Origin of the sequence: Methylobacterium nodulans ORS 2060 (assembly GCF_000022085.1) — a bacterium.
Taxonomy (GTDB): Bacteria; Pseudomonadota; Alphaproteobacteria; order Rhizobiales; family Beijerinckiaceae; genus Methylobacterium; species Methylobacterium nodulans.
This window is the reverse complement of sequence record NC_011894.1, coordinates 1,744,291-1,768,216: the sequence shown is the minus strand read 5'-3', so window position 1 is coordinate 1,768,216 and position 23,926 is coordinate 1,744,291. Positions and strand designations below refer to the sequence as shown.

Here is a 23,926-nt window from a genome sequence, read left to right as displayed (position 1 = left end):
GTCACTGATCCCCCTGCGCCCGCCCCTGTCGCACCGGCCCCACCAATGCTGATGCCCGCGGCGCCCCCGTCAGACCTGCCGACACGCGCCGCAGCCAGAGCGGATGGGATCGCCGCGCCGGCCTGCTGCGGCCCCGCGAGGAAGGATCCGGCAATCGAGTCTCCGAACCCACCGCCCGAACTCTCGGCAAGCGATCATAATCCACCGACCGGCAGGCTGACTATGTGGCGCGGAAGACCTAGGTCATTCAGTCTAGGTCCTCAGACGAAATCCGATTGATTGCTCGGCGATTGCTGCCGCAATCGCGCGGCAATGCGGATTTCGGCTTCGCTCAAGGGGGCGCGGAGCTTTGCTCCGCACCGCGCGAGTCTCGGCATGTGATCCGGTTTCCGGACGATCGGTTCGGAAACCGGATCACATGCCGAGACCCGCGCCCGGATCAACATGAAAGAACGGCACGGAAAGGCAGGACATTCCGGCGGGATTGCGAGATTGCTTGGCCCGGGGGGCCGGCCGCCTTGCGATCTCAGCGCGGGTTGCGCGCCAGGAACTCGCCCATCCGCTCCAGCGCCCGCAGGATGTTCTCGGCCGAGTTGGCATAGGAGAGCCGCAGATAGCCCTCGCCGTGCACGCCGAAATCCGGACCGCCGATGGTGGCGACGCCGGCCTCCTCCAGCAGCGCGGAGGCGAGCGCCTTGGCCTTCCAGCCCGTGCGGGCAATGTTCGGGAAGGCGTAGAAGGCGCCCTTCGGGGTGATGCAGGAGATGCCCGGCAGCCGGTTCAGGCCCTCGACCACGATGAGCCGGCGGCGGTCGAACTCGGCCATCATGGCAGCGACCGCATCCTGCGGGCCGTCGAGGGCCGCGATCCCGGCCCATTGCGTCGCCGCGTTGACGCATGAGAAGGAGTTCACCGCGAGCTTGCGCGCCGCCTCGTAGAAGGGGGCCGGCCAGACCGACCAGCCGAGACGCCAGCCGGTCATCGCGTAGGTCTTCGAGGCCCCGTCGAGGTAGATCAGCCGATCGCGGATCTCCGGATAGGCGAGCAGCGAGTGGTGCCGCTCGCCGTCATAGGTCATGGTGCCGTAGATCTCGTCGGACAGCAAAGCCACGTTGGGATGCGCGGCGAGCCCGGCAACGAGCCGGTCGATCTCGGCCTTCGGCGTCACGCCGCCGGTGGGGTTCGCGGGCGAGTTGAGGATCACGAGCCGCGTGCGGGGCGTGATCAGCGCCAGCGTCTCCTCGGCCGAGAACGCGAAGCCATTCGCCTCGCGGATCGGGATCGGCACCGGCGTCGCGCCCGTGAACTCGATCATCGAGCGGTAGATCGGGAAGCCCGGATCCGGATAGAGGATCTCCGCCCCCGGCTCGCCGAACATCAGGATCGCGGCGAACATCGTGACCTTGCCGCCCGGCACGATCATGACGCTGTCGGGGGAGACCTCGACGTCGAGGCGGCGGCGGATGTCGCGGGCAACCGCCTCGCGCAGGGGCAGGATGCCGGTGGCGGGCGTGTAGCCGTGATGGCCGTCGCGCAAAGCCTTGACCGCCGCCTCCACCACGTGGGGCGGGGTCGGCATGTCGGGCTGGCCGATGCCGAGGTTGATCACGTCCCGCCCGGCCTGAGCGAGCGCCGTGGCGCGCGCCAGCACCGCGAAGGCGTTCTCTTCCCCGATGCGCCCGAAGGCGGGAACGAGGGTCGGCATCGCCGCGCGCTGACGCTTACTGGCCGCTCTTGGCCGCGAGGCGGCTCGCGCCGAAGGAGAGCGCGCCGCCGATGACGATGAGCAGGATCCCGACTCTGACGGCGGCCCACAGGAGCGAGCGCTCGATGCCCTCGTCGACCAGCATCAGGACGAGGCAGGCGATCACCGGCAGCAACACCACGATGCCGATCGGGATCAACGGGTTGGTGGTCTTCTCGCTCATGAATCCGGCCTTGACGGGAGAAAATGCGCCGGCGTCATAGCACCCCGTCGCGCGGGAGGGGACACCCCTTGGTGGGAATCTTTCGTCCTGCGACGACGCGTGCGCCGGGCCAGTCTGGAACGGCTCGCCTCTGTTGCCTTCCCGCACCGCCCGGGTCCAAAGTCCGGCCCGTCGCTGGGAGACGGCCCGACCCGGCCGGGCCGTCTCAAGTCTCGATGTCACGCGCTCCCTGCCGAACCGGTATCCACTCCGGCGGGGAGCGCTTCCCAAGGAGGAACGCCCGCATGGCCCCGACGCCCCGTCCCCGGATCGACCCGAGCCGCCTGCGGTCGCGACTGTGGTTCGACAACCCCGACAATCCGGGCATGACTGCGCTCTACCTGGAGCGCTACCTGAATTACGGCCTCACCCAGGCCGAGCTGCAGGCGGGCAAGCCACTGATCGGCATCGCGCAGACCGGCTCCGACCTCTCGCCCTGCAACCGCCACCACATGGAACTCGCCAAGCGCGTGCGCGACGGCATCACGGCGGCGGGCGGCGTCGCCTTCGAGTTCCCCTGCCATCCGATCCAGGAGACGGGCAAGCGCCCGACCGCCGCCCTCGACCGCAATCTCGCCTATCTGTCGCTGGTGGAGGTGCTGTACGGCTATCCCCTCGACGGGGTGGTGCTGCTCACCGGCTGCGACAAGACCATGCCGGCCTGCCTGATGGCGGCCGCGACCGTGAACATTCCGGCGATCTCGCTCAATGTCGGGCCGATGCTGAACGGCTGGAGCCGCGGCGAGCGCACGGGCTCGGGCACCGTGGTCTGGAAGGCGCGCGAGCGCCACGCGGCGGGCGACATCGACTACCAGCAATTCCTCGACATCGTGGCCTCCTCGGCCCCCTCCACGGGCCATTGCAACACGATGGGCACCGCCTCGACCATGAATGCGCTCGCCGAGGCGCTCGGCATGGCGCTGCCGGGCTCGGCGGCGATCCCCGCCCCCTATCGCGAGCGGGGACAGGCGGCCTATGCCACCGGCCAGCGCATCGTCGAGATGGTGTGGGAGGATCTGAAGCCTTCCGACATCCTGACCCGCGAGGCCTTCGAGAACGCCATCGTCGCCAACACCGCCATCGGCGGCTCGACCAACGCGCCGATCCACATCAACGCCATCGCCAAGCTGATCGGCGTGCCCCTGACCTGCGACGACTGGGAGCGCGTCGGCTACGACATCCCGCTCCTGGTCAACATGCAGCCGGCCGGCGCCTATCTGGGCGAGGAATATTTCCGGGCGGGGGGCCTGCCGGCGGTCATCGCCGAGCTGATCGAGGCGGGCAAGATCCACGCGGACGCGCTCACCTGCAACGGCCGCACCATCGGCGAGAACTGCCGCGAGGCCAGGACCTGGGACCGCGAGGTCATCAAGCCCTATTCGGAACCCCTGCGGGAGCGGGCGGGCTTCCTCAATCTCAAGGGCACGCTGTTCGATTCCGCGATCATGAAGACGAGCGTGATCAGCCGCGAGTTCTACGACCGCTACCTGTCGAACCCGAACGACCCCTATGCCTTCGAGGGGCGGGTCGTGGTGTTCGACGGGCCGGAGGACTATCACCACCGGATCGACGACCCCGCCCTCGACATCGACGAGAACACCATCCTGATCATGCGCGGGGCGGGCCCGATCGGCTATCCGGGCGCCGCCGAGGTGGTGAACATGCAACCGCCGGGCGCGCTGATCCGCCGGGGCGTGCTCTCCCTGCCCTGCATCGGCGACGGGCGGCAATCGGGCACCTCGGGCACGCCCTCGATCCTCAACGCCTCGCCGGAGGCGGCGGCGGGCGGCGGGCTCGCGCTCCTGCAGAACGGCGACCGTATCCGCATCGACCTGAACAAGCGGCAGGCGGACATCCTGCTCTCGGACGAGGAGCTGGCGCGGCGGCGCGAGGACCTCGCCGCCCGGGGCGGCTATCCCTACCCGGCAAGCCAGACGCCCTGGCAGGCGATCCAGCGGGCGATGGTGGAGCAGCTCTCCGAGGGCATGATCCTGCGGGGCTCCGACGCCTTCCAGAAGGTCGCCCAGACCATGGGGCCGCCGCGCGACAACCACTGAGGGCGTTTCTTCTGCACCGCGACCGGCCTGCCGGGGCCGGTCGCGGCCGGCTTGGTGCCGGCCCCTGCACCTGAAACTCGGCGCGTTCCGGAACCGGGCTTCCGCACGAGAGAGGATGCTTCTTCGATCGGCCGCCTCTTGGGCCGTTGGCAAAGACAATAAAATCGCCAAGCGCCCGCTTGTCAGCGCCGTTGCTGAAATGCCGAGCCGCTTCGCGGCAGGTCCCTTGCTGGATTCCGGATCTCCTTCCGCTGACGCTGCAGTCGTCCGGAAGAGGGGCCGTCCGGAAGCTACAAGACGCCTCGTCCCATTCTTGACCTCATCCTGAAGTCGGGGGTGCGGTCAACCGAACCGGACTGATCGCAGGTCAGGGTCCGTCTTGACTCAAACGGAGGATCGGCGGTTCCCGCATCTCCCCCGACGCGTCAGGCGGCCTTGGCGAGGCTCTCGAACAACCCGCGCCCATCCGTGCCGCCGACCAGATCCTCGACGAAGTTCTCCGGGTGCGGCATCAGGCCGAGCACGTTGCGGTTCTCGGAATAGATCCCCGCGATGGAGTTCAGCGAGCCGTTGCGGTTGGCCGTCTCGGTCAGGTTGCCCGCCGCGTCGCAGTAGCGGAAGGCGACCCGGCCCTCGCCCTCGATGCGGGCGATCATCTCGGGATCGGCGAAGTAGTTGCCTTCGCCATGCGCCACGCAGACGTCGATGACCTGCTTCTCCGCATAGGCGCGCGTGAAGGCCGTGTCGGTGCGCTCCACCCGCAGGGTCTGCCGGTGGCAGATGAAGCGGCGGTTGACGTTGCGCATCAGCACGCCGGGCAGGAGTCCCGACTCGCACAGGATCTGGAAGCCGTTGCAGATGCCGAGCACGAGGCCGCCCCGGGCCGCGTGGGCGCGCACCGCGTCCATGGCGTGGGCGCGCCCCGCGATGGCGCCGCAGCGCAGATAGTCGCCGTAGGAGAAGCCGCCGGGCAGGACCGCGAGATCGGTGCCCGCCGGCAGCGCCGTGTCGGCGTGCCAGACCTTGGTCACCTCGGCGCCCGCGAGCCGGAGGGCCCGGGCCACGTCCGCCTCGCGGTTCGAGCCCGGGAAGACGACGACGGCGGCCTTCATCGCGCGATCTCGACCCGGTAGTTCTCGACCACCGTGTTGGCGAGGAGCTTGTCGCAGGCGGCCTTGACCGTCGCCTCGGCGGCGGCCGGATCGGTGCCCTCCACCTCGACCTCGAAGAACTTGCCCTGGCGCACGCTGGCGATGCCGGCGATGCCGAGCGAGCGCAGCGCCCCCTCGATGGCCTTGCCCTGCGGGTCGAGGACGCCGGTCTTCAGGGTGACGGTGACGCGCGCTTTCATCGGCAGACCTTCGGCTGCGGGGCTCCGGGCCCTCCGATAGTGCGGATCGGCCAGGGAGGCAACGGCGGGCCGGGACCGCGCCCTGCGGCATGGCCTTCCCGCCCAGGGCATGCGAAGCCGGATTCCCGTGCCCCCCGGAGGAGACGCAATGGCGCGCACCGAGAAGGAGAAGATGCTCGCGGGTGACCTCTACCGCGCCGACGACCCGGAGCTGACGGCAGAGATCGCCCGCACGGGCGCGTGGCTCGCCCGGTACAACGCGCCCGCCGCGCTGCCTCCGGAGGAGCGGCTGCGGATGCTGCGCGCGCATCTGGGCAGCGTGGCGGACGGGGTGGTGATCCGCCCGCCCTTCTACTGCGACCTCGGCTACAACATCCGCATCGGCCGCAACACCTTCCTCAACTTCAACTGCGTCATCCTCGACATCGCGCCGGTCGAGATCGGCGAGCTGACGCAGATCGGGCCGGGGGTGCAGATCCTGGCCGCCGACCATCCCCGCGACCCAGGCCTGCGCCGCGCGCTTCTCGAAGGCGGCCGGCCGGTGCGGATCGGCCGCAATTGCTGGATCGGCGCGGGCGCGCTGATCCTGCCCGGGGTCACGGTCGGCGACGATGCGATCGTCGGCGCGGGCAGCGTCGTCACCCGGGACGTGCCGGCGGGCGCCACCGTGGCGGGGAATCCGGCAAGGCCGGTGCGGCGCTCGGCGTGAGCCCCGAGCCGGTCGGGCACGGCCTCAGGGACGTCGCCCGCGGCGCCCCGGCGCGAGATCGTCGATATCGGGCGGGTCGATGCGGCGGAAACGGGCCTGGACGAGGCCGAAGGCGCCGAAGGCGGCGAGGCCCGCCGCCGTGAGGCCGAGAAGCACGCCGCGGTAGGGTTGATCGCGCAGGACGCTCAGGGCGCCCCCGAGCCCTGTCACGGCGCCCGACCGGCTCTCGATCGCGGCGGCGACGAGGACGCCGCCGATCAGCCAGAAGACGATGCCGCGCGCCGCATAGCCGAGCCGGCCCGCGACCGTCGCCCAGCTGCGGGCATCGACCGGCAGGGCGAGATGGCGCGTGACATCCCCGCGCCAGCCTTTGAGCAGGAAGGCGCAGCCGGTCCCGATCACCGCGAGCCCCGCGGCCCCGACAACGGCGGCGCCGAAGGGCTCGCGCAGCAGCCATGCGGTCCAATCCCGGGCCGCCTCATCCTCCGAGCCGCCGCCCTGGCCGAGGGCCGTGCGGAGGACCGAGAGGGCGAGCGATGCGTAGAGGATGCCGCTGACGACGTGTCCGGCCCGCACCGCCAATCCCTTGGCCGACCGGCCGCACCGGTCGGCATCGGTCGCCGCCTCGACCCAGCGCCAGAGGGCGAAACCCGCGAGCCCGACGGCCACGGCGCCGAGCAGCAGGCGGCCGAAGGGCCGGTCGATGAGCACCATCAGGGCGCTGCGGCTGCCGCCGGTTCGCCCTCCCTCCCCGAAAGCCGCAAGCAGTGCGAGGCCGCCCACGAGGCAGTAGGTCAGGCCGCGGGCGCCGTAGCCGGCCCGCGCCAGGATCTCGAGGAGGGAGGGGCGGGGCTCGTGCATCGGCTGCGCGTCACGGTCTCATGCCCGCCTCGACGCGGGCGACCGCATCGGCATCGACGTCGAGCGCCTCGGCGAGCCGGGCCAGGAAGGTCCGCTCCTGCACCGTGTCGGGATCGATGGCAAGGCGCGCGGCCGCGTAGACTCGTGCGGCCTTCTCCGGATCCGAGACCCGGTCGGCGATCTCGTCGATGTCGGGCGGGTCCCGCAACAGGTCCTCGAACCGGCGGCGGCTCGCCTCGTCGAGACCGGCCTCGGCGAGGGCTGCGTCGAGCCGGGAACGCTCCTGGGCATCGATCATGCCGTCCGCCAGGGTCGCCGCCACCATCGCGCGGAGAAACAGGGTCGCATCGTCGTCGCTGACCTCGCCCGCCGCGAAGGGCCGCCCGGCCGCCTCGCCCGGCGCGGCTTGCTCCGGCGCGGCTTGGCGGTTCAACGCACGATAGCCGAGCCCGACGACGAGGGCGAGGCCGCCGAGGGCTGCACCGGCGACCAGGCCACCAGGACCGCCCCGGCGGGACCGCACCAGGGCGTCGACCAGACTTCTCGCATCGGCCATGCCGGACCTCCATCGCAGGACACCTTCGCGCCCGACAACGGCCAAGACCCGGTGCAGTTCGACCGGAAGCGATTCGAATTGCGGCCGGTTGCCGCCTTCGGTTGCGCCGCCACGCTCCTTCATCCATGTCATAGCCATGCTGGTCCTGCTGGCGTGCCTGCGCCTTGTTTTCCTCGCCCTCATCCTCCTGTTCCTCGCCCCTCTCGCCGCCCATGCCGTCTGGTGGTGGTCGCGCGACGACCGCGCGCCCGACTGGGCGACGGCGGACTGGTCGAGCGCGCGGCTGCTTCCGCCGGCCGCGGCGACGCCGGGCGCGGTGGTGCGGATCTATGCCGCCCGGGTCGGACGCTGGCGGGGCATCTTCGCCCATCACACCTGGATCGTGGTGAAGGAGGCGGGCGCCGCCCGCTACACGCGCTACGACGTGGTCGGCTGGGGCCAGCCGGTGCGCAAAGATGCCTATCCGGCGGATGGGCGCTGGTTCGGCAACCCGCCCCAAGTTGTGCTCGCCCTCGACGGCGAGGCCGCCGCCCGCGCGGTGCCCAAGATCCGCACCGCCGTCGCCGCCTATCCGTACCGGGCGGCGGGCAGCTACAGCGCGTGGCCGGGCCCGAACTCGAACACCTTCGTGGCCCACGTGCTGCGGGCGGTGCCGGAGGTGCAGGCGGCGCTCCCGCCGACCGCGCTGGGCAAGGATTTCTCGGAGCGGCTCCTCTCCCCGACGCCGAGCCGCACGGGCATCCAGCTCTCCTTTCGGGGCTATGCCGGACTGACCCTCGGTCTCGTCGAGGGAATCGAGGTCAACCTGCTCGGTGCCGTGGCCGGCCTCGATCTGCGCCGCCCGGCCCTGAAGCTCCCCGGCTGGGGCCGCATCGGCATGGATCCGGCCGGCGCAATCGAGACGCTCATCGCGCCGACGCCGAGCACCTGAGCGGGCCGGCATCGCGCCCGGGCCCGCGGACCATCGGATTCGTCATCCCGGAGGCGCTCGGAGCGGCGCTCCCGCTCGATGGCACGGGATGCGCGACAGGGGGACGATCATCGCCGATGCCCGCCCTGGGCCGGAGCCCAGGGCGGAGCCGTCAGAACGAAACCCGACGGCCGGAGCGTCATCGCTCACCAGGCCGTCATGGGCTGCTCCTCAATGTCCCTTGAGCGCGTCCTTGACCGCTCCGACCGTGTTCTGGACCTTGCCCTTGATCTGATCAGCAAGACCTTCGCTACGGAGTTTCTCGTCGCCGGTGATTTTTCCAGCACCTTCCTTGATCTTCCCACCCATATTGGTGGCGGCGCCTTCAATCCGATCCTTATCCATCGTTCCTCCGATATCCGGTGGATTTGAGAACTAAGGAACGACAGAGGAGCAAAACAGTTCCGCCGCGACGTCAGATGGGACGTGCGACCGGCGGATCCGGGGCCGGCCACGGACCTCCCCGCCTCGGCGCCCGCCCGGGTGCCGCGGGACGCGCCGCGGGCGCGGCCTCCACGGCACGCCCGCAGCCGGAGAATGGGGCGCTACTCCGCCGCGATCCGGCGCGGCGCGGCGTAGGGCTGCGACGCCTGCGGCTCCGGCTCGTCGACGGCGCCCACGAGGCGCCCGAAGAGACGCCCGAACAGCCGCGAGAGATCGTCCATCAGCACGAAGATCGCCGGCACGAACAGCAGCGACAGCAGCGTCGAGACGATCAGCCCCGAGATCACCGCGATCGCCATCGGCGAGCGGAACTCGCCGCCGATGCCGAGCGCCATCGCGGAGGGCACCATGCCGGCCGCCATGGCGATGGTGGTCATCACGATCGGCCGCGCCCGCTTGCGGCCGGCATCCACGATGGCCGTGATGCGGTCGACGCCGCGGGCCATCTCCTCGACCGCGAAGTCGACCAGCATGATGGCGTTCTTCGTCACCACACCCATCAGCATCAGGATGCCGATGACGACCGGCATCGAGATCGGCCGGTTGAAGATGAGCAGGCCGAGGATCGCGCCGCCGATCGAGAGCGGCAGCGAGAACAGGATGGTGAGCGGCTGCAGGAAGGAGCCGAACAGCAGGATGAGGACGCCGAGCACCATCATCAGGCCGGCGCCCATCGCCATGGCGAAGCCCTCGAAGACCTCGCCCATGATCTCGGCGTCGCCCGTCTGGCGGATGGTGACGCCCGGCGGCAGGTTGCGGGCGGTCGGCGTGGCGAGCGCCTGGGCGATCGCCTCGGCGAGCGCATCCGAGCCCTGGAGATTGGCCTCGAGCGCGACGCGCACCGCCCGGTCGTAGCGGTCGATGGCGGTTGGGCCACGGCCGAGGCTGATGTCGGCAACCGCGGTGAGCGGCACCGCGGCGCCGCTCTTCGTCGGCACCTTCAGGCTCTCCAGCGTCTCGACCTGGCCGCGAGTCTCGACGGGGAGCTGGACGCGGATCGGGATCTGGCGGTCGGTGGCGTTGAACTTCGCGAGATTCGCGCCGATGTCGCCGATCGTGCCGACGCGCACCGTCTCGGCGATGGTGTCGGTCGAGACGCCGAGATCGGCGGCGACCGCCGGCTTCGGCCGGATCCGGACCTCGGTGCGGTCGAGGGGCGCCGTCGACATCACGTTGACGAGGTTCGGGATCGCCGCGACCTCGCGCTGCATCCGCTCGGCCACGTCCGTCACCACGGCGGTGTCGGGCCCGGCGACGATGAGGGCGAAGTCACGCTGGCCGCCCTCGCGCAGGGACCAGTAGCGCAGGTCCGGCTCGTCGCGCAGCAGTTCCATGATCGCTGCCTCCACGTCGGCCTGCTTGCGCGTGCGCGCAGACTTCGGCGTGAGGTTGATGGTGAGCGTCGCGAGCCGGATCTCCTTCTTGCCGGGCAACTGGCGCCCGCCATCGACGAAGACGGAGCTCACCTCGGGCAGGGAGCGGATCGCCCGGGCGATCCGGTCCGAGACCGCGATCGTGTCGTCGAGCCGCGCCCCCGGCGGCAGTTCCAGCACGAGGAGCGTGCGGGCCGCGTCCTCCTTCGGCAGGAAGCCGGCCGGCAGGAGGCGGGTGGAGAGAATGGAGCCCGTAAAGAGCGCGAGGCCGACCACCAGCGTCACGTATTTGTGCCGCACCGACCAGGCGACGACGCGGGTATAGGTGCGCATCACCGGGCCGGGCGTCTCCTCGTGGTGGCCGTGGTCGCGCATGAAATAGGCCGCCATCATCGGGGTGATGAGGCGCGCCACCAGGAGCGACATGAACACCGCGGCCGCGATGGTGAGGCCGAACTGCTTGAAGTACTGGCCGGCGATGCCGCCCATGAAGGAGACCGGCGCGAAGATCGCGACGAGCGTCGCCGTGATGGCGATGACCGCAAGCCCGATCTCGTCCGCGCCCTCGAGCGCGGCCCGGTAGGGCGACTTGCCGAGTCGGATGTGCCGGACGATGTTCTCGATCTCGACGATGGCGTCGTCGACCAGGATGCCGGTGACGAGCGTGATGGCGAGCAGGCTCACGGCATTGAGCGAGAAGCCCATCGCGCTCATCGCCCAGAAGGTCGGGAAGACAGAGAGTGGCAGCGCGACCGCGGCGATGAGCGTCGCGCGCCAGTCGCGCAGGAACAGGAACACGACCAGCACCGCGAGGCCCGCGCCCTCCATCAGGCCGTGCATCGCCGAGTGATAGTTGCCGATCGTGTTGGTGACCGAGGTGTCGATCAGGTCGAAGCGCACGTTCGGATAGGCGGTGCGCAGCTCGTCGATCTTCTTGGCCACGATCTCGGCCACCGAGGCGTCGCTGGCGCCGCTGGCGCGGGAGATGGCGAAGGCCACGACCGGCTCGCCGTTGAGGCGCGCGAAGGTGCGCGGCTCCTCGGCGCCGTCCGAGAGGGTCGCGAGCTCGTCGAGGCGCACCTTGCGCCCGCCCGGCAGCACGATCGAGGTCGCGGCGAGCGTGTCGAGGCTCGCCGAGGCCGCGAGCGTCCGGATCGACTGCTCCTGGCCGCCGAGCTCCGCCCGCCCGCCCGCCATGTCGGCGCTGGTGAGGCGCAGCTGCCGGTTGACGTCCGCGGCCGTGATGCCGAGCGCCAGCAGCCGGTCTGGCTTCAGCGTGACGCGCACCTCGCGGGCGACGCCCCCGAGCCGCTCGACGCCGCCGACGCCGCGCAGGCCCTGGATCTGGCGCGCCACCACGTCATCCACGAACCAGGACAGGTCCTCGGGCGTCATCGCGGGTGCCGAGGCGCCGTAGACCATGATCGGCAGGCCCGCGATCTCGACGCGGTTGATGATCGGCTCCTCGATCGTCCGCGGCAGGTTCATGCGGATCTTGGCGATCGCGTCCTTGACGTCGTTCACCGCCCGGTCGGTGTTGACCTCCAGGCGGAATTCGATGGTGGTGGCGGAATTGCCCTCGGTGATCGCCGAGGTGATGTGCTTGACGCCCTTCACGCCCGCCACCGCATCCTCGACCCACTTGGTCACCTGGGTCTGGAGTTCGGAGGGCGCCGCGCCCGGCTGGTTGATCGACACCGAGACGATCGGCACGTCGATGTTGGGGAAGCGGGTGATCGGCAGGCTGCGGAAGCTGACGAGCCCGAGGAGCCCCAGCACCAGGAACAGCACGATCGAGGGGATCGGCTTGCGGATCGCCCAGGCGGAGACGTTGAGGCGCATGGGGTGGTCCTTGGCGGGATCGCCGTCAGCGAATCGGGGCGTCAGGGGCGCGGGAGGGCGTCGGCGCTGGCCTGCTGGGCGGGAAAGACCGGCCGGACCCGGTCCCCGTCGCGCAGGAAGCTGCCCGCCCGGGCGACCACGGCATCGCCCGCCTTCACCCCGTCGCGGATCTCGATGAAGCCCGCGGCCGAGAGGCCGGTGCGGACCGCCCTCACCTCGACCCGTTCGCCCGCCACCACCAGCACGGTGGCGCCGCCATTGCCGTAGACCACCGAGGCGACCGGCACGGCGACGCCGGTGCGGCGCGCCACCTCGACGCTGCCGCGGGCGAAGGCGCCGATGCGCAGGCGCGGATCGGGCTGCAGGCGGATGCGGACCTTGCCGAGGCGCGTTGCGCGGTCGATCTCCGGATAGACCGCGCGCACGCGGCCCGGCACCACGACCGGCCCGTCCGCCGTGTCGAGGTCGAGCTGGGCCGGGGCCTCGGCCTTGAGCCGCGGGATGCCGGTCTCGGTCACCTCGCCTTCGAGCTCGATCTCGCCGCGGGCGATCAGACGGAACAGCGGCTCGCCGGAGGCGCTCGCCGTCGCCCCGACACGCGCCACGCGGCGGCTGACGATGCCGCCCTCCGGCGCGCGGATCTCGGTGCGGGCGAGCTTGAGGTCGAGTTCCTTGCGCTGGGCCTTGGCCTGGAGCAGCTCGGCCTCCGCGATCGACAGGCCGTTGCGGGCCGCCGCCAGCCGCCCCTCCGCCGAGCGGGCGGCCGAGACGCGCTGCTCGAGCAGCGCCTCGGTGGCGTTGCCGGACTTCATCAGGGTGCGGGTGCGCTCGAGCGCGAGGGCGGCCTCCACCTGCGCGGCCTCGGCCTGCACGATGGTGCTGCGCGCCTGATCGACCGCGGCCTCCGCCCGGGCGATCGCGGCAGCGTTCTGGGCGAGTTGGGTGTCCAGCATCTCGCGCGACAGCCGTGCCAGCACGGCGCCCCGGGCGACCCGGTCGCCCTCCTCCACCAGGAGTTCGGTGATGCGGCAGCCCTCGATCTCGGGCGAGACCATGATCTCGTCGCGCGGCACCAGGGTGCCGGTGACGACGGTGCGCTCCACGATCTCGCGCTCGGCCGCGACCACGACCGTCACGGCAGGCACCGGCACCTCGGTCTGGCTCGCCCGGGCGGCGGGCGGCAGCAGGATCAGCGCGGCGAGCGGCCCGGCGAGCAGGCGGAGGCGGGACATCACGGAGTATCCTGGTTGGCAGTCGCGGGCGTCTGAGCCCCGGTCGGGTCGAATCGCTCCGCCAGCGCAGCTTCAATAAGGCGCGACATGGCGTCGAGAATGGGGCCGGGATCGAAATCGCGAAGGAGCGCCCGGCGCGTGATGATGCCGTCGGCCATCACGAGCACGATCTGCGTCAGCGCCTCGGCGTCGATGCCCGGGCCGCCGGCCTGGCGGAAGATGCCGGCGATCATCCCGCGCATCTCGCGCTCGAACTCCCGGCAGATCGCCGCTACGGCGGGATTGCGGGTCGCCTCCGCCCAGATCTCCAGGCAGAGGATCGCCTTCTCGACCGGCTCGTCGGCGAGGTGGCGCCGCGCCAACCCGAAGAAGGCGCCGACCAGATCCGCCCCCGCGGGCAGCGCCGCGAAATCCAGGGCCACGGCGCCACGGTCGCGCTCGGCGAGGCCGGCGACGATCGCGTCCTTCGAGGGGAAGTAGCGGTAGAGGTTGCCGGGGCTCATCCCGACCTCCGCCGCCACGTCCTGCATGGTCGTGCGGTGGAATCCCGAGCGCACGAAGCAGCGTTCGGCGGCATCGAGGATGCGGCCACGCCGTTCCTCGGAAGGGTCGGGTCGGTCGGGCAGCGGGTCGGCCGGCACGGCGCACCAGGAGCGAGAATGAACGTTCATTCTCTACCTCAGGCCGGCGGCGGACGCAAGGTCCGCTGCCGGCAACCAACAATAAGGCTCGGCGTTATCGGAATCATGAACGCCAACACCCGAGGAAACCCAGCGTGACCATCTTTCAGATCAGGCAGGCGACCACCGGCGCGGTGCTGTGGACCGGCGGTGCGGAGAACGAGCAGCAGGCCCTCGACGCCATGGCGCGCGAGGCGGGCTACGCCGATTTCGCCTCCATCCCGGAGAGCGTGCGCGGCACGGACACGCGGGTGGACCGGCTCAACCTCGGGTGACGGCCGCGGGCCAGTCGCCGAGCGCCGACCGGGCTGAATTGAAATTGACCTGCATGGCAGCCGCCCGGCATCTCGGGGTCGATTGAGACCTCCTCAGCCCACGTGACCACGTCCGCCCCCTCCTTCCCGGGCGCATGCAGCGGCAGCGGAACGCGACCCGAGACCCAGCACAAGACGTCGCGCAGCGACCGCTTGTCAGCCCCGCTGGACAACCGGAGCCGCTTCGCGGCACGTCCTCGTGCTGGTTCCCGGATCTCCTTCCGCTGGCGCTGCAGTCGTCCGGGAAAGCATCTGTGTTTGGCGTCAAGCCTGTTGGGGCTGATTTGGCGTCCAGAGGCGGTCCTGAGCGATGAGGCTGTTGGCCAGCACGGCGAGCTTGCGGGCCACGGCGATGATGGCGCACTTTGGCTTCTTGCCGTTGGCGATCAGGCGTTCGTGGAAGGCTTTCAGGCCGGCGTTGTGGCGGGCGGCCGAGAGCGCCGCGAGGTAGAGGACGCGGCGCACGGGCGGGCGGCCGCCCCAGATGACCCGCACGCCCTGGCGCGCGCCGGAATCGTCGGCGACCGGCGCCAGGCCCGCCAGCAGGCCGATCTGCCGGCTGCTGCAGGTGCCCAGCTCGGCCAGGCTGGCCACCAGGGTGGCCGCGATCGTGTCCCCGATCGAGGGGATCGAGACCAGGATGGCATGCCGCCGGGCCAGTCCGGGATCGGCCGCGATGAGCCGGCGGATCTCGCCGGCAAGGGCCTCGATGTCCGCGGCGATCCTGGCCAGACGGTCCTGGAGCTGGCGGATCAGGAACGGGCTTGCGGCCGCGGCCAGCTGGTTCTTGAGGGCGGTTTGTTCGGCCACGGCGCTGTCGCGGGCCGCGACCAGTTCCTGGAGCGCTTCGAGCGCGTCCGAGGCCGGCGGGCGCTGCGGGGGGGCCATCACCGCGGCAAACTGCGCCAGCACGCGGGCATCGAGCCGATCGGTCTTGGCCCAGATGCCTTGCGCCTTGGCGAACATGCGCACCCGAAACGGATCGACGACGGCGACCGGCAGGCCCGAGGCATGCAGGCTGCGGCGGGTCTGGCGGTGCCACTTGCCGGTGGCCTCGACCACGACCAGCCCCAGAGCAAAGCGCCCAAGCCAGCGCTTGAGCTGCCGGATGCCGACCTCGGTATTGGCGAACCGCTGGGCTTGGCCGGAGGGGAGGACGTGGACGTCGAGCCAGCTCTTGCTGACGTCGATCCCCACGCTAGACTTGCCCGCGGTCTCTTGTTTGGACACTTCCTTGCCTTGCATACGGGACTTGCTCCCCAGCATCTGTTCAGGACAAGAGCCAGAGGGCGGCCGGATCCTGCTTTCCCACGGTGCCAATCCTAGAGGGAGATCGATCCCGGCCGCCCGCGTCGCGGCCGGTGGCCACCGGCCGCGACGCACCTCACAGCTTGGTGCGCTGGTCGGCCCGTCAAACATGCAAGAGGTCAGGGTCGGCACAGCCGGTGGTGAACCGATACGGTCTCCGAACGAAGCGTCCGGAAACCGGATCACGCGTCGACGAGGAGGCTCTGGCCCAGGAAGCCATCCGGCGCCGTGACGCCCGGCAGGGCGAAGAAGTAGCCTCCGCCGACCGGCCGGATGTATTCCTCCAGCGGCTCGCCATCGAGCCGCTTCTGCACCGCCACGAAGCCCGCATCGAGATCGCGCTGGAACGAGACGAAGATCAGGCCCATGTCGAGTTGGCCGGAGGCGGAGATCCCGGCGGAGTAGTTGTAGCCGCGGCGCAGGATCAGGCTGCTCGCAGTCTCCGGCGTGCGCGGATTGGCGAGCCGGATATGCGCGTCGAGCGGCGTGCGCTCGCCCGTCGGATCGGAGGCGTAGTCGGGAATCGCGTGCTCGCGCGTCTCCCCGAGGGGCGCTCCCGTGTCCTTGTGGCGGCCGATGATCCGCTCCTGCTCGCGCAACGGCGTGCGGTCCCAGCGCTCGACGAGGTTCCGCACGAGGCGGACCACCTGATAGGAGCCGTTCGCCGCCCAGGCCGGCTCGCCGTCATGCGGCGCCACCCAGACCTGGCGGTCCATCAGCTCCGCGTCGCGGGTGTCGAGATTGGCGGTGCCGTCCTTGAAGCCCAGCATGTTGCGGACGGTGTCCTGGCCTGCCCGCTTGACCACGTGCGGCGGCAGGAAGCCCTCGCGCTTCCAGCGCAGGGCCAGGAGGCCGGGCGTGGTGCGGATGACGTCGCGCAACGCGTGGATGGCGGTGTCGGCGGTGTTGGCGCAGAGCTGGATCAGCAGGTCGCCGTGGCAGAGCCGGGCATCGAGCGAATCGTTCGGGAACCGGTCCATCGGCCGTAAGCCGCGCGGCTTCACCGGGCCGAGGCCGTAGCGATCGTCGAACAGGCTCGCGCCGACCGCGACCGTCGCGGTCAGGTTGTCGGGCCGGACCTCGGGGCCGAGGATCCCGGAATCGGCCGGCGGCAGGCGCGGGTCGAGGGAGGGCACTCGACCGCCCTCCGTCAGGTAGGCGAAGCGCTCGGTGAGGATCCGGAACAGGCGGGCCAGTTCGCCGCGGTCTTCCGCCAGCACGTCGAAGGCGACGAACAGAGCGGAAGCGGGCTGCGGCGTGAGGATGCCGGCCTGATGGATCCCGCGGAAGGGCTGGCGGTCATAGGTGCCGTCCGCCTCCTCGAGCGCCGCCGCGTGGCCGGCGGCGGGCTTAAGCGCAGCGGCGCCGGTTCCGGCGGCGAGCCCGCGCAACAGGGCGCGGCGAGAGGGTGAGCCGAGGGTCATGGCGTGTCTTTAGTCGAGTCCGAGCTTGCCGCGCAGGGTCGAGAGATCCTCGGCCAGCACCGTGATGGGGCCCTTGAGCGCCTGCCGGTCGCGGTCGCTGAGCCTGTCGTAGGGCGCGAAGCTGCCGTCCTCGGACCGGTACTTGGTCAGCAGGGCCTCGACCCGGGCGAAGTTCCTGTCGGTGCGGGCGACGAAATCGGGATCCTGCCGCTCGACCAGGGGGCGCAGCAGGTCGTAGATCTTGCGCGACCCCTCGACATTGGCGTGGAAGTCCGACAGGTCGGTGCGGCTGTAGCGGTCCTCCTCGCCGGAGATCTTGGTGGCGGCGACCTCCTCGATCAGGCCCGCGGCCCCGCCCACCATCTTGGCCGGCGGGATCGTGAGATCGGTGATGCGGCGCTTCAGCTCCTCGGCATCCGCCATGAGCCGGTCGGCATGCGGCCCGAGCCCCTCGGTGCTGTGGTCGGCCCAGAGCCCCTTCTCGATGCGGTGGAAGCCGATGAAGCCCGGATCGGCCTCCTTCTGCTCGAAATCGTCCGCCCGCACGTCCATGCTCTTGTCGAGGTCGTTGAACAGGGAGGCGACGGGCTCGATACGCTCGTAGGGCTGGCGGGCGGTGGCGTAGAGGGCCTTGGCCTCAGCGATCCGGCCGGCCTTCACCGCCTCCGTGAAGGCGCGCGTGCGCTCGACGAAGAGGCCGACCTGGCCCGCGACGTAGTGCTTGTAGGCCGCGAGCGGCCCGACCAGGGCCATCGGGTCCGGGGGGCCGCCCGCCGCCTCGGTCCCGGCCGCGGCGAGCACCGTCAGGGTGCCCTTTGGATTGCTGAGAAGGCCGCAGGTCATCGCATAGGTGCCGGGCTGGAGCGTCGCGGTCAGCGTCTGGACGAAGCCCGGGATGATGTTCTCGCGCTCCTCGACGATCAGGGTGCCCTGCAGGATCTCCCATTCCAGCACCCGGCGGCTCTGGTTGCGGATGCGGAAGACCGACTTGCCGGCCGGCACGGTGAGGCTCGCCGGCTCGCAGCCCTTGTCGGTGACCGTCACGGCGACGGGGTCGGGAGCCTCCGCGAGAGCGCTCCCCGACAGGGCGAGGAGCGCGGCGAGGGGCGCGAGGCGGGCGGTCATGGGGGCGGTCATTGGGGGGCGGGATCCATCGGGGCTTCAGGCGTGGAGGGATTCGGGGCGGCGCGCCGCCGCGACGGCCGGGCGCGCCGTCGCGAGGAAGAGCCAGAGACTAGGGATCAGGAAGGTGAGATAGGCCAGCACCTCGCCCCAGGCCGGGGCTTCCTGGTAGCCGAAGATGCCCGTGAGCAGCGTGCCGAGGACCGTGTCGGCCGGGATCACGCCGCTGAGGTCGAAGGCCGTCGCCTGCAGATGGTTCCAGAGGCCGGCCTCGTGCAGGGCCCGCAGCGCGCTCGCGACGAGGCCCGCCGCCACGAACAGGATGAACACGCCGGTCCAGCGGAAGAAGCGCCGCAGATCGAGGCGCACCGCGCCGCGGGCGATGCCCCAGCCGACCAGCACCGAGACGGCGATGCCGAGGGCCGCCCCCGCGGGAACGCCCCAGCCCACATCCTGCTGCAGCGTGGCGAGGAGGAAGAACACCGATTCGAGCCCCTCGCGGCCGACCGCCAGGAAGGCCATGGCGACAAGGCCGAGACCGCCCCGGTTCAGGGCCGCGTCGACGGCACCCTGCAGATCCGCCTTCACCGAACGGGCGGCCTTGCGCATCCAGAACACCATCCCGGTCAGCATGCCGGCCGCCAGGAGGGCGATCACGCCCTCGGCGATTTCCTGCTGCTTCTGGGGGAACTCGGCGCCGATCGTGTCGAGGGCGAGCCCGAGCGCGAGGCACAGACCCGCCGCCAGAACCACGCCCGCCCAGACCGCCGGCATCCAGGACCGCCGGCCAGTCTGGGCAAGATAACCCGCGATGATGCCGACGATCAGCGCCGCCTCGATCCCCTCGCGCAGCATGATCAGAAAAGCGATGAGCACGATCGGAAACCCGCTGGCGTTACGATAGGCGCGGGCTTCTAATCCATCGGGCTGCGGCCGAGAAGCCGACATTTGGAAGCAAAGCTTCTTTATAACAAGTCGAAATTGGTACCGCCCGCGGGTCCGGCGGGCGGCGGCGCCCTTCTCAGATTCGCCGCTTTCACCGCGTAAGCGGGACCGTTGGTGCATGCCGCCGCAGCGGCGGCTCCTCATCGGTTTCACTTTTCCGTCGAGCCATGATCCGCTTCGAGAACGTCACCAAGGTCTACAAGACGAGCGGCCACCGCCGCACCGTCCTCGACCGGGCGTCATTCACCATGCGCTCGGGCGTCAGCTACGGGATCCTGGGCATCAACGGCGCGGGAAAGTCCACGATGATCCGGATGATGGCCGGATCCGAGGGCCTGACCAAGGGCCGGATCATCCGCACCTCGCGGGTGTCCTGGCCGCTCGGCTTTGCGGGCGGCTTCCACCCGATGATGACCGGCAAGGAGAACGCGATCTTCGTGGCCCGGGTCTACGGCGAGGATCCCCGCAAGGTGCTCGACTTCGTCTCCGATTTCGCGGAGATCGGCGATTACATCAACGTCCCGATCCGCACCTATTCCTCGGGCATGTCGTCCCGCTTCAACTTCGGCATGAGTATGGCGATCCCGTTCGACACCTATCTCATCGACGAGATCACCTCGGTGGGCGACGCCCGCTTCCAGGCGCGCTGCGAGGAAGTGTGGAGCAAGCGGCGGGCGAATGCCGACATCATCATGTGCTCGCACAACATGGATGTGCTGCGCCAGTACAGCACGGAAGGGATCGTGCTGGCGAACGGGCGGGCGGTGATCTATTCGGACATCAACGATGCCATCGAGGTCTACCAGCGCCTGAACCAGTAGGCCGGCCCAAGCCCAACCCGCCGTCCCGCTCTTCGAGCCTGAACCGGAATCCTCCCGCATGACGGTCGACGCCCGCAATCCGACAGGCCAGCCGCTCGACCCGGCCGAGCGCTCGCGCCTGATCTCGGAGTCGCTGCGCCAGATGGCGCGCGTGTCGCGCTACAACGACCCGCGCCAGCAGCTCCGCGAGGCACGGGCGCTGCGGCGCCGCGACTTCATCACGCCGATCCTGTTCGTGGCCCTGGTCGTGCTGCCCTGCCTCATCGGGCTCGCCGTGTTCGGGTTCTACCTGTCGGACCGCTATCTCACGGAGACCCACTTCGCGATCCGTCCGGCCATCGGCGGCGCCGAGAATGCCGCCAAGGACAATGTCGGCACCTCGACCGGCATCCCCAAGGAGATGATCATCCAGGACACGCTCCTGGTCTCGGAATACATCGTGAGCCGCCCGATGGTGGAGGCGATCGAGCGCCAGCTGCCCCTGCGCGAGATGTTCTCCCGCGATTCCATCGACTGGTTCTCGCGCTTCGATCCCGACCTGCCGATCGAGAAGCTCGTCCGCTACTGGAAGAACCGGGTCGAGGTGAAGCTCGAGGGGACGTCCGGCGTCCTCTCGGTGACCGTGAACGCCTTCGATCCGCAGGAATCCGTGGCGATCAGCAAGGCGATCCTCGCCGAGAGCGAGCGCATGGTGAACGAGCTGACGACCCGGGCCCGGCAGGACGCGCTCGCCAAGAGCGAGCACGAGCTGAAACGCGCGGAGGCGCGCCTGACGGAGCTCCAGACCGCCGTGCGCAACCTGCGCAACCGCGACGGCGTGCTCGACGCTCAGAAGACCAACGAAGCCAACGTCAAGATGACCGCGCAGGTGCGCGAGCAGCGCATCAACCTCGCGGTGAAGCTGGCGCTGCTGCAGCGCGACCTGAAGGACGACGCGCGCAGCATCCAGGACCTGAAGGCGCAGATCGCCCAGCTCGACGCCACCATCGCCCGCCTCGAACGCGAGGCGACGACCCAGGACCCGAACCAGCGGCGGGTGCTGGCGGATGCCCTGACCCGCTTCGAGCAGCTCAACGTCGACCGCAAGAACGCCCAGACCTTCTACGGGCTCGTCATCGCCGCGCGGGAGCGGGCCCGGATGATTGCCGACCGGCAGATCGAGTTCTTCAGCGTCGTGGTGGAGCCGAGACTGCCCCAGTCGGCGCAGCGTCCCCTGCGCGGCCTGTGGATCGGCTGCGTCGTGGCCGGCTCCGCCCTGGCCTTCGGGCTCGCGGTGCTGCTGCGCAAGTCCATCGCCTGACCGGAACGGGGATCCGATGTCCGACCTCGCCGCCATCGCCTCCCGTCACGGCGTGACCGTGGAGGCCGCCCGCCATCTCCTCGATGCGCTCGCCCAGGGCGGCGGGACGGCGGCCCAGTTCAACCATCCCGAATTGGGCGGGATGGGCCAATGGTCGGCCGGCGGCATGATCATGATCGGCGACATGTTCAACGCCGGGCTCAAGGCCCGGGTGGCGGCACTCTGCGCGGATCTCGCGCCGCTCGCCGGCACGGCCGGCCCGGGCTCGGGCGCCTGGTGGCCGGCGGAGCTCGGACGTCCGTCCTCGACCGGCGCCCAGAACGCCATGCGCTACGCCGTCTTCCCCGAGACCCGCCGCCTCGCCGTCGAGAGGGCCGGGCAGCTCACCGTCTACGATACGGGCGACCACCGGATCGGCGGCGTGTCGCAGCAGCAGGGCCCCGGCCACACGCTGCTGTTCACGAGCCAGCACGGCCCCGTCCCGCTGGAGAGCCTGCCGGTGGTCGCCGGTTCGGCTCACGCGGCCCCGTCCGCGCCACCAGCCCCGGCCGCTCCGCCGGCGGCTGTGCCGCCGGGCGCCGCATCGGGCGGGGACATTCTCGCCACCCTGGAGCGGCTCGCCGAGCTGCACCGCAAAGGCGTGCTGACCGACGCGGAGTTCACGGCCAAGAAGAGCGAGCTCCTGGCGCGGCTCTAGAGCCTTGTCCGACGAAGTGGATTCCGGTTCGTCGCGGAGGATGCGAACCATCAAGAACCGAGAGCCGCCGCTTTCCGCGGTGGAACGGCCACCGCTGGCGCGGCTCGGCCGCGTCCCCATATCGGAGCGCAGCGGCGCCGAGAGCGCCCGACCGCGAGCCCGCCGCCCTGTCCCGCTCCCCCCTTGCCATCGACACGATCTATCTCGAACCCGCCGCCGAGGCCTCTCCGCGCGGGCAGGAGATCCTCGCGCGCTTCCCGCAGGCGCGGCGCATCGCGGTTCCGTCCCACTGGAACATCCCGGACCTGCACGGCAATGCCGGATCGGCCGAGGACTGGCTGCGGATCAAGCGCTCCACCCTCGTCCTCGGCGTCAAGAAGGGCCTGGGCCTGCGGCCCAACGGGCGCAGCGCCCATTTCATCGCCCCGTCGAGTTCCAACGGCTGCGCCATGGCCTGCGCCTATTGCTACGTGCCGCGCCGGAAGGGCTACGCCAACCCGATCACGCTCTTTGCCAATACCGATGAGATCGGCCACGCCATCGCGCGGCACGCGCACCGGCAGGGCCCCCTTCCCGCTCCCGACCAGATCGACGAGCGCTCCTGGGTCTACGACATCGGCGAGAACGGCGACCTCTCGGTGGATGCCCTCGCCTGCGACAGCGTCCGCGACCTCGTGGCGCTCTTCCGCGGCCTGCCCAACGCCAAGGGATCCTTCGCCACGAAGTTCGTGAATCCCGACCTCCTCGCCTATGCGCCCGAAGGTCGGACGCGGATCCGCTTCTCGTTGATGCCGGAGCGGGTGGCGAAGGTCGTGGACGTGCGCACCTCGCCGATCCTTACGCGCATCGCCGCCATCGACGACTTCGTGCGCGCCGGCTACGAGGTGCATGTCAACTTCTCGCCCGTGATCCTCTACGAAGGCTGGGAGGCGGATTGGCGAGACCTGTTCCGTGTGCTCGATGCGGGGATCGGCGCCGCGGCCCGCGCGCAGCTCGGGGCGGAGATCATCTTCCTCACCCACAACGCAGCCCTTCACGCGGTGAATCTGCGCTGGCACCCGCGGGCGGAGGACTGGCTGTGGCGTCCTGACATCCAGGAGACCAAGCGCTCGGAAGGGGGCCAGGAGAACCTGCGCTACCGCAGCGGCTGGAAGGGCCGCTGGCTCGACCGGTTCCGTCGACTCCTGGCGGCGGAGCTTCCCTATTGCCGGGTGCGCTACGCCTTCTGACCGCGCGTCAGTGGGTCCAGGGCGCGGAGCGATTGTACTTGAAGTTGTCCGCGTAGGAGATGCCCTTGCGCAGGGCGGGCTTCGGCTCTTCGACCCGGTAGGCGATTCCCGCGCGGGTCGCGTAGGCCACCGCCTCCTCCCTGGTGTCGAATTCGAGCCGCACCTGCTGGAGCATGTCGGAGGAGGAGGTCCACCCCATCAGCGGGTCGGTCTCGCGGGGGGCGGTCTGGTCGAATTCCAGCACCCATTGCTTGGTCCGGGCCATCCCGGACTGCGAGGGATCCTTCGCGGGCTTGTAGATGCGGGCGCTGGCCATGCCGTGTCGGTCCAAATGGGAGCCGCTGGTCGGGGCGGCCGGATTCGAACCAGCGACCCTCTGGTCCCAAACCAGATGCGCTACCAGACTGCGCTACGCCCCGACACCGGCTACAGGCCTGGTCCTGTATCGGTTTCGGGCACGGGCCGCAAGCGGCGCCGGGGACACAGCCGGGAAGACAGATGCCCTGTCGGGACTAAACGCGCCGATGAACGCGGCCGTCGCGCCCTCCCGCGCGGACTCATTCGGCAGGCTTCGCCCGCGGCCGCGGACGAAATCCAGCCTCGGCATCGCCGCAGCCGTCCTGGCAACCCGCTCTGCGCTCGCGGTGCCGGCGCCGCATCAGCGGCCTTCCGCCTCGCAGTCGCCGCAATGCCCTCGCAGATCCCCCCGGCGCGGTCATCGCGA

The 23,926-nt window shown here is 70.4% G+C and carries 23 protein-coding genes and 1 tRNA gene; 8 read left to right on the top strand and 16 right to left on the bottom strand.

Features of this window, described 5'->3' with window-relative positions:
• Window positions 1–526 precede the first annotated feature (526 nt).
• Window positions 527–1,705, bottom strand: a complete 1,179-nt coding sequence (locus tag MNOD_RS08070; protein ID WP_015928360.1) for a pyridoxal phosphate-dependent aminotransferase — start codon at window positions 1,703–1,705, stop codon at window positions 527–529.
• Between the two features lie 16 nt (window positions 1,706–1,721).
• On the bottom strand, window positions 1,722–1,928 hold the full coding sequence (locus tag MNOD_RS08065; RefSeq protein WP_015928359.1) for a hypothetical protein: 207 nt from the start codon (window positions 1,926–1,928) through the stop codon (window positions 1,722–1,724).
• A gap of 284 nt (window positions 1,929–2,212) precedes the next feature.
• Here MNOD_RS08065 and MNOD_RS08060 point away from each other — a divergent pair, with 284 nt between their 5' ends.
• Entirely contained in the window at window positions 2,213–4,024 is a 1,812-nt protein-coding gene (locus MNOD_RS08060; protein ID WP_015928358.1) for an IlvD/Edd family dehydratase, read from the top strand.
• 425 nt (window positions 4,025–4,449) lie between these two features.
• Here the strand turns inward: MNOD_RS08060 and purQ are convergent, their stop codons facing one another.
• Together purQ and purS are read right to left on the bottom strand one after the other, a co-directional pair.
• Window positions 4,450–5,136 (bottom strand): phosphoribosylformylglycinamidine synthase subunit PurQ, encoded by a 687-nt coding sequence (gene purQ / locus MNOD_RS08055; RefSeq protein WP_015928357.1) that lies wholly within the window; start codon window positions 5,134–5,136, stop codon window positions 4,450–4,452.
• Complete coding sequence (purS, locus tag MNOD_RS08050) at window positions 5,133–5,375, bottom strand: phosphoribosylformylglycinamidine synthase subunit PurS (protein ID WP_015928356.1); 243 nt, start codon at window positions 5,373–5,375, stop codon at window positions 5,133–5,135. The genes purQ and purS overlap by 4 nt, the downstream gene beginning before the upstream one ends.
• A gap of 148 nt (window positions 5,376–5,523) precedes the next feature.
• Here purS and MNOD_RS08045 point away from each other — a divergent pair, with 148 nt between their 5' ends.
• On the top strand, window positions 5,524–6,084 hold the full coding sequence (locus tag MNOD_RS08045; protein WP_015928355.1) for a sugar O-acetyltransferase: 561 nt from the start codon (window positions 5,524–5,526) through the stop codon (window positions 6,082–6,084).
• A 24-nt stretch (window positions 6,085–6,108) separates the two neighbouring features.
• Here the strand turns inward: MNOD_RS08045 and MNOD_RS08040 are convergent, their stop codons facing one another.
• Window positions 6,109–6,945 (bottom strand): DUF1206 domain-containing protein, encoded by an 837-nt coding sequence (locus MNOD_RS08040; protein ID WP_015928354.1) that lies wholly within the window; start codon window positions 6,943–6,945, stop codon window positions 6,109–6,111.
• A gap of 10 nt (window positions 6,946–6,955) precedes the next feature.
• The gene (locus MNOD_RS08035; protein ID WP_015928353.1) at window positions 6,956–7,501 is read right to left on the bottom strand and encodes a tellurite resistance TerB family protein; all 546 of its coding nucleotides are present in this window, start codon (window positions 7,499–7,501) and stop codon (window positions 6,956–6,958) included.
• A 136-nt stretch (window positions 7,502–7,637) separates the two neighbouring features.
• Here MNOD_RS08035 and MNOD_RS08030 point away from each other — a divergent pair, with 136 nt between their 5' ends.
• Window positions 7,638–8,432: a DUF3750 domain-containing protein gene (locus tag MNOD_RS08030; protein WP_015928352.1), complete on the top strand. Its 795-nt coding sequence runs from the start codon at window positions 7,638–7,640 to the stop codon at window positions 8,430–8,432.
• A 210-nt stretch (window positions 8,433–8,642) separates the two neighbouring features.
• Here MNOD_RS08030 and MNOD_RS42775 read toward each other — a convergent pair whose 3' ends face one another.
• The 4 genes from MNOD_RS42775 to MNOD_RS08010 all read right to left on the bottom strand — a co-directional run bounded on the left by MNOD_RS42775 (window position 8,643) and on the right by MNOD_RS08010 (window position 14,033).
• Complete coding sequence (locus MNOD_RS42775; RefSeq protein WP_015928351.1) at window positions 8,643–8,816, bottom strand: CsbD family protein; 174 nt, start codon at window positions 8,814–8,816, stop codon at window positions 8,643–8,645.
• A 200-nt stretch (window positions 8,817–9,016) separates the two neighbouring features.
• Complete coding sequence (locus MNOD_RS08020; protein ID WP_015928350.1) at window positions 9,017–12,130, bottom strand: efflux RND transporter permease subunit; 3,114 nt, start codon at window positions 12,128–12,130, stop codon at window positions 9,017–9,019.
• A gap of 41 nt (window positions 12,131–12,171) precedes the next feature.
• Window positions 12,172–13,362, bottom strand: coding sequence for an efflux RND transporter periplasmic adaptor subunit (locus tag MNOD_RS08015; RefSeq protein ID WP_015928349.1), 1,191 nt, complete (start codon window positions 13,360–13,362; stop codon window positions 12,172–12,174).
• The gene (locus tag MNOD_RS08010; RefSeq protein ID WP_015928348.1) at window positions 13,362–14,033 is read right to left on the bottom strand and encodes a TetR/AcrR family transcriptional regulator; all 672 of its coding nucleotides are present in this window, start codon (window positions 14,031–14,033) and stop codon (window positions 13,362–13,364) included. Before MNOD_RS08010 ends, MNOD_RS08015 begins: the two co-directional genes overlap by 1 nt.
• A 104-nt stretch (window positions 14,034–14,137) precedes the next feature.
• Here MNOD_RS08010 and MNOD_RS08005 point away from each other — a divergent pair, with 104 nt between their 5' ends.
• A complete protein-coding gene (locus MNOD_RS08005; RefSeq protein ID WP_015928347.1) occupies window positions 14,138–14,317 on the top strand; it encodes a hypothetical protein in 180 nt (59 codons plus the stop codon).
• 303 nt (window positions 14,318–14,620) lie between these two features.
• On the opposite strand, the gene MNOD_RS08000 is transcribed toward MNOD_RS08005, so the two are convergent.
• From MNOD_RS08000 to efeU, 4 genes are all read right to left on the bottom strand, one after another.
• A complete protein-coding gene (locus tag MNOD_RS08000) occupies window positions 14,621–15,601 on the bottom strand; it encodes an IS110-like element ISMno29 family transposase (protein ID WP_015927424.1) in 981 nt (326 codons plus the stop codon).
• A 245-nt stretch (window positions 15,602–15,846) separates the two neighbouring features.
• Window positions 15,847–17,088 (bottom strand): iron uptake transporter deferrochelatase/peroxidase subunit, encoded by a 1,242-nt coding sequence (efeB, locus tag MNOD_RS07995; RefSeq protein WP_015928346.1) that lies wholly within the window; start codon window positions 17,086–17,088, stop codon window positions 15,847–15,849.
• 9 nt (window positions 17,089–17,097) lie between these two features.
• The gene (gene efeO, locus MNOD_RS07990; RefSeq protein ID WP_043750672.1) at window positions 17,098–18,213 is read right to left on the bottom strand and encodes an iron uptake system protein EfeO; all 1,116 of its coding nucleotides are present in this window, start codon (window positions 18,211–18,213) and stop codon (window positions 17,098–17,100) included.
• A gap of 36 nt (window positions 18,214–18,249) precedes the next feature.
• On the bottom strand, window positions 18,250–19,086 hold the full coding sequence (efeU, locus tag MNOD_RS07985) for an iron uptake transporter permease EfeU (protein ID WP_015928344.1): 837 nt from the start codon (window positions 19,084–19,086) through the stop codon (window positions 18,250–18,252).
• A 236-nt stretch (window positions 19,087–19,322) separates the two neighbouring features.
• Between efeU and MNOD_RS07980 the strand changes: the two genes are divergently transcribed.
• The 4 genes from MNOD_RS07980 (at window position 19,323) to MNOD_RS07965 (ending at window position 23,202) form a co-directional block, all read left to right on the top strand.
• Window positions 19,323–19,976: an ABC transporter ATP-binding protein gene (locus MNOD_RS07980; RefSeq protein WP_015928343.1), complete on the top strand. Its 654-nt coding sequence runs from the start codon at window positions 19,323–19,325 to the stop codon at window positions 19,974–19,976.
• Between the two features lie 58 nt (window positions 19,977–20,034).
• Window positions 20,035–21,276, top strand: coding sequence for a KpsE/RkpR family capsule polysaccharide export protein (locus MNOD_RS07975; RefSeq protein ID WP_015928342.1), 1,242 nt, complete (start codon window positions 20,035–20,037; stop codon window positions 21,274–21,276).
• Between the two features lie 16 nt (window positions 21,277–21,292).
• Entirely contained in the window at window positions 21,293–21,973 is a 681-nt protein-coding gene (locus MNOD_RS07970) for an SHOCT domain-containing protein (protein ID WP_015928341.1), read from the top strand.
• Window positions 21,974–22,140: 167 nt separating this feature from the next.
• On the top strand, window positions 22,141–23,202 hold the full coding sequence (locus MNOD_RS07965; RefSeq protein WP_015928340.1) for a spore photoproduct lyase family protein: 1,062 nt from the start codon (window positions 22,141–22,143) through the stop codon (window positions 23,200–23,202).
• 7 nt (window positions 23,203–23,209) lie between these two features.
• On the opposite strand, the gene MNOD_RS07960 is transcribed toward MNOD_RS07965, so the two are convergent.
• A complete protein-coding gene (locus MNOD_RS07960) occupies window positions 23,210–23,518 on the bottom strand; it encodes an ETC complex I subunit (RefSeq protein WP_015928339.1) in 309 nt (102 codons plus the stop codon).
• Window positions 23,519–23,544: 26 nt separating this feature from the next.
• Window positions 23,545–23,621: transfer RNA gene (locus tag MNOD_RS07955), tRNA-Pro, on the bottom strand.
• Between the last annotated feature and the right edge of the window lie 305 nt (window positions 23,622–23,926).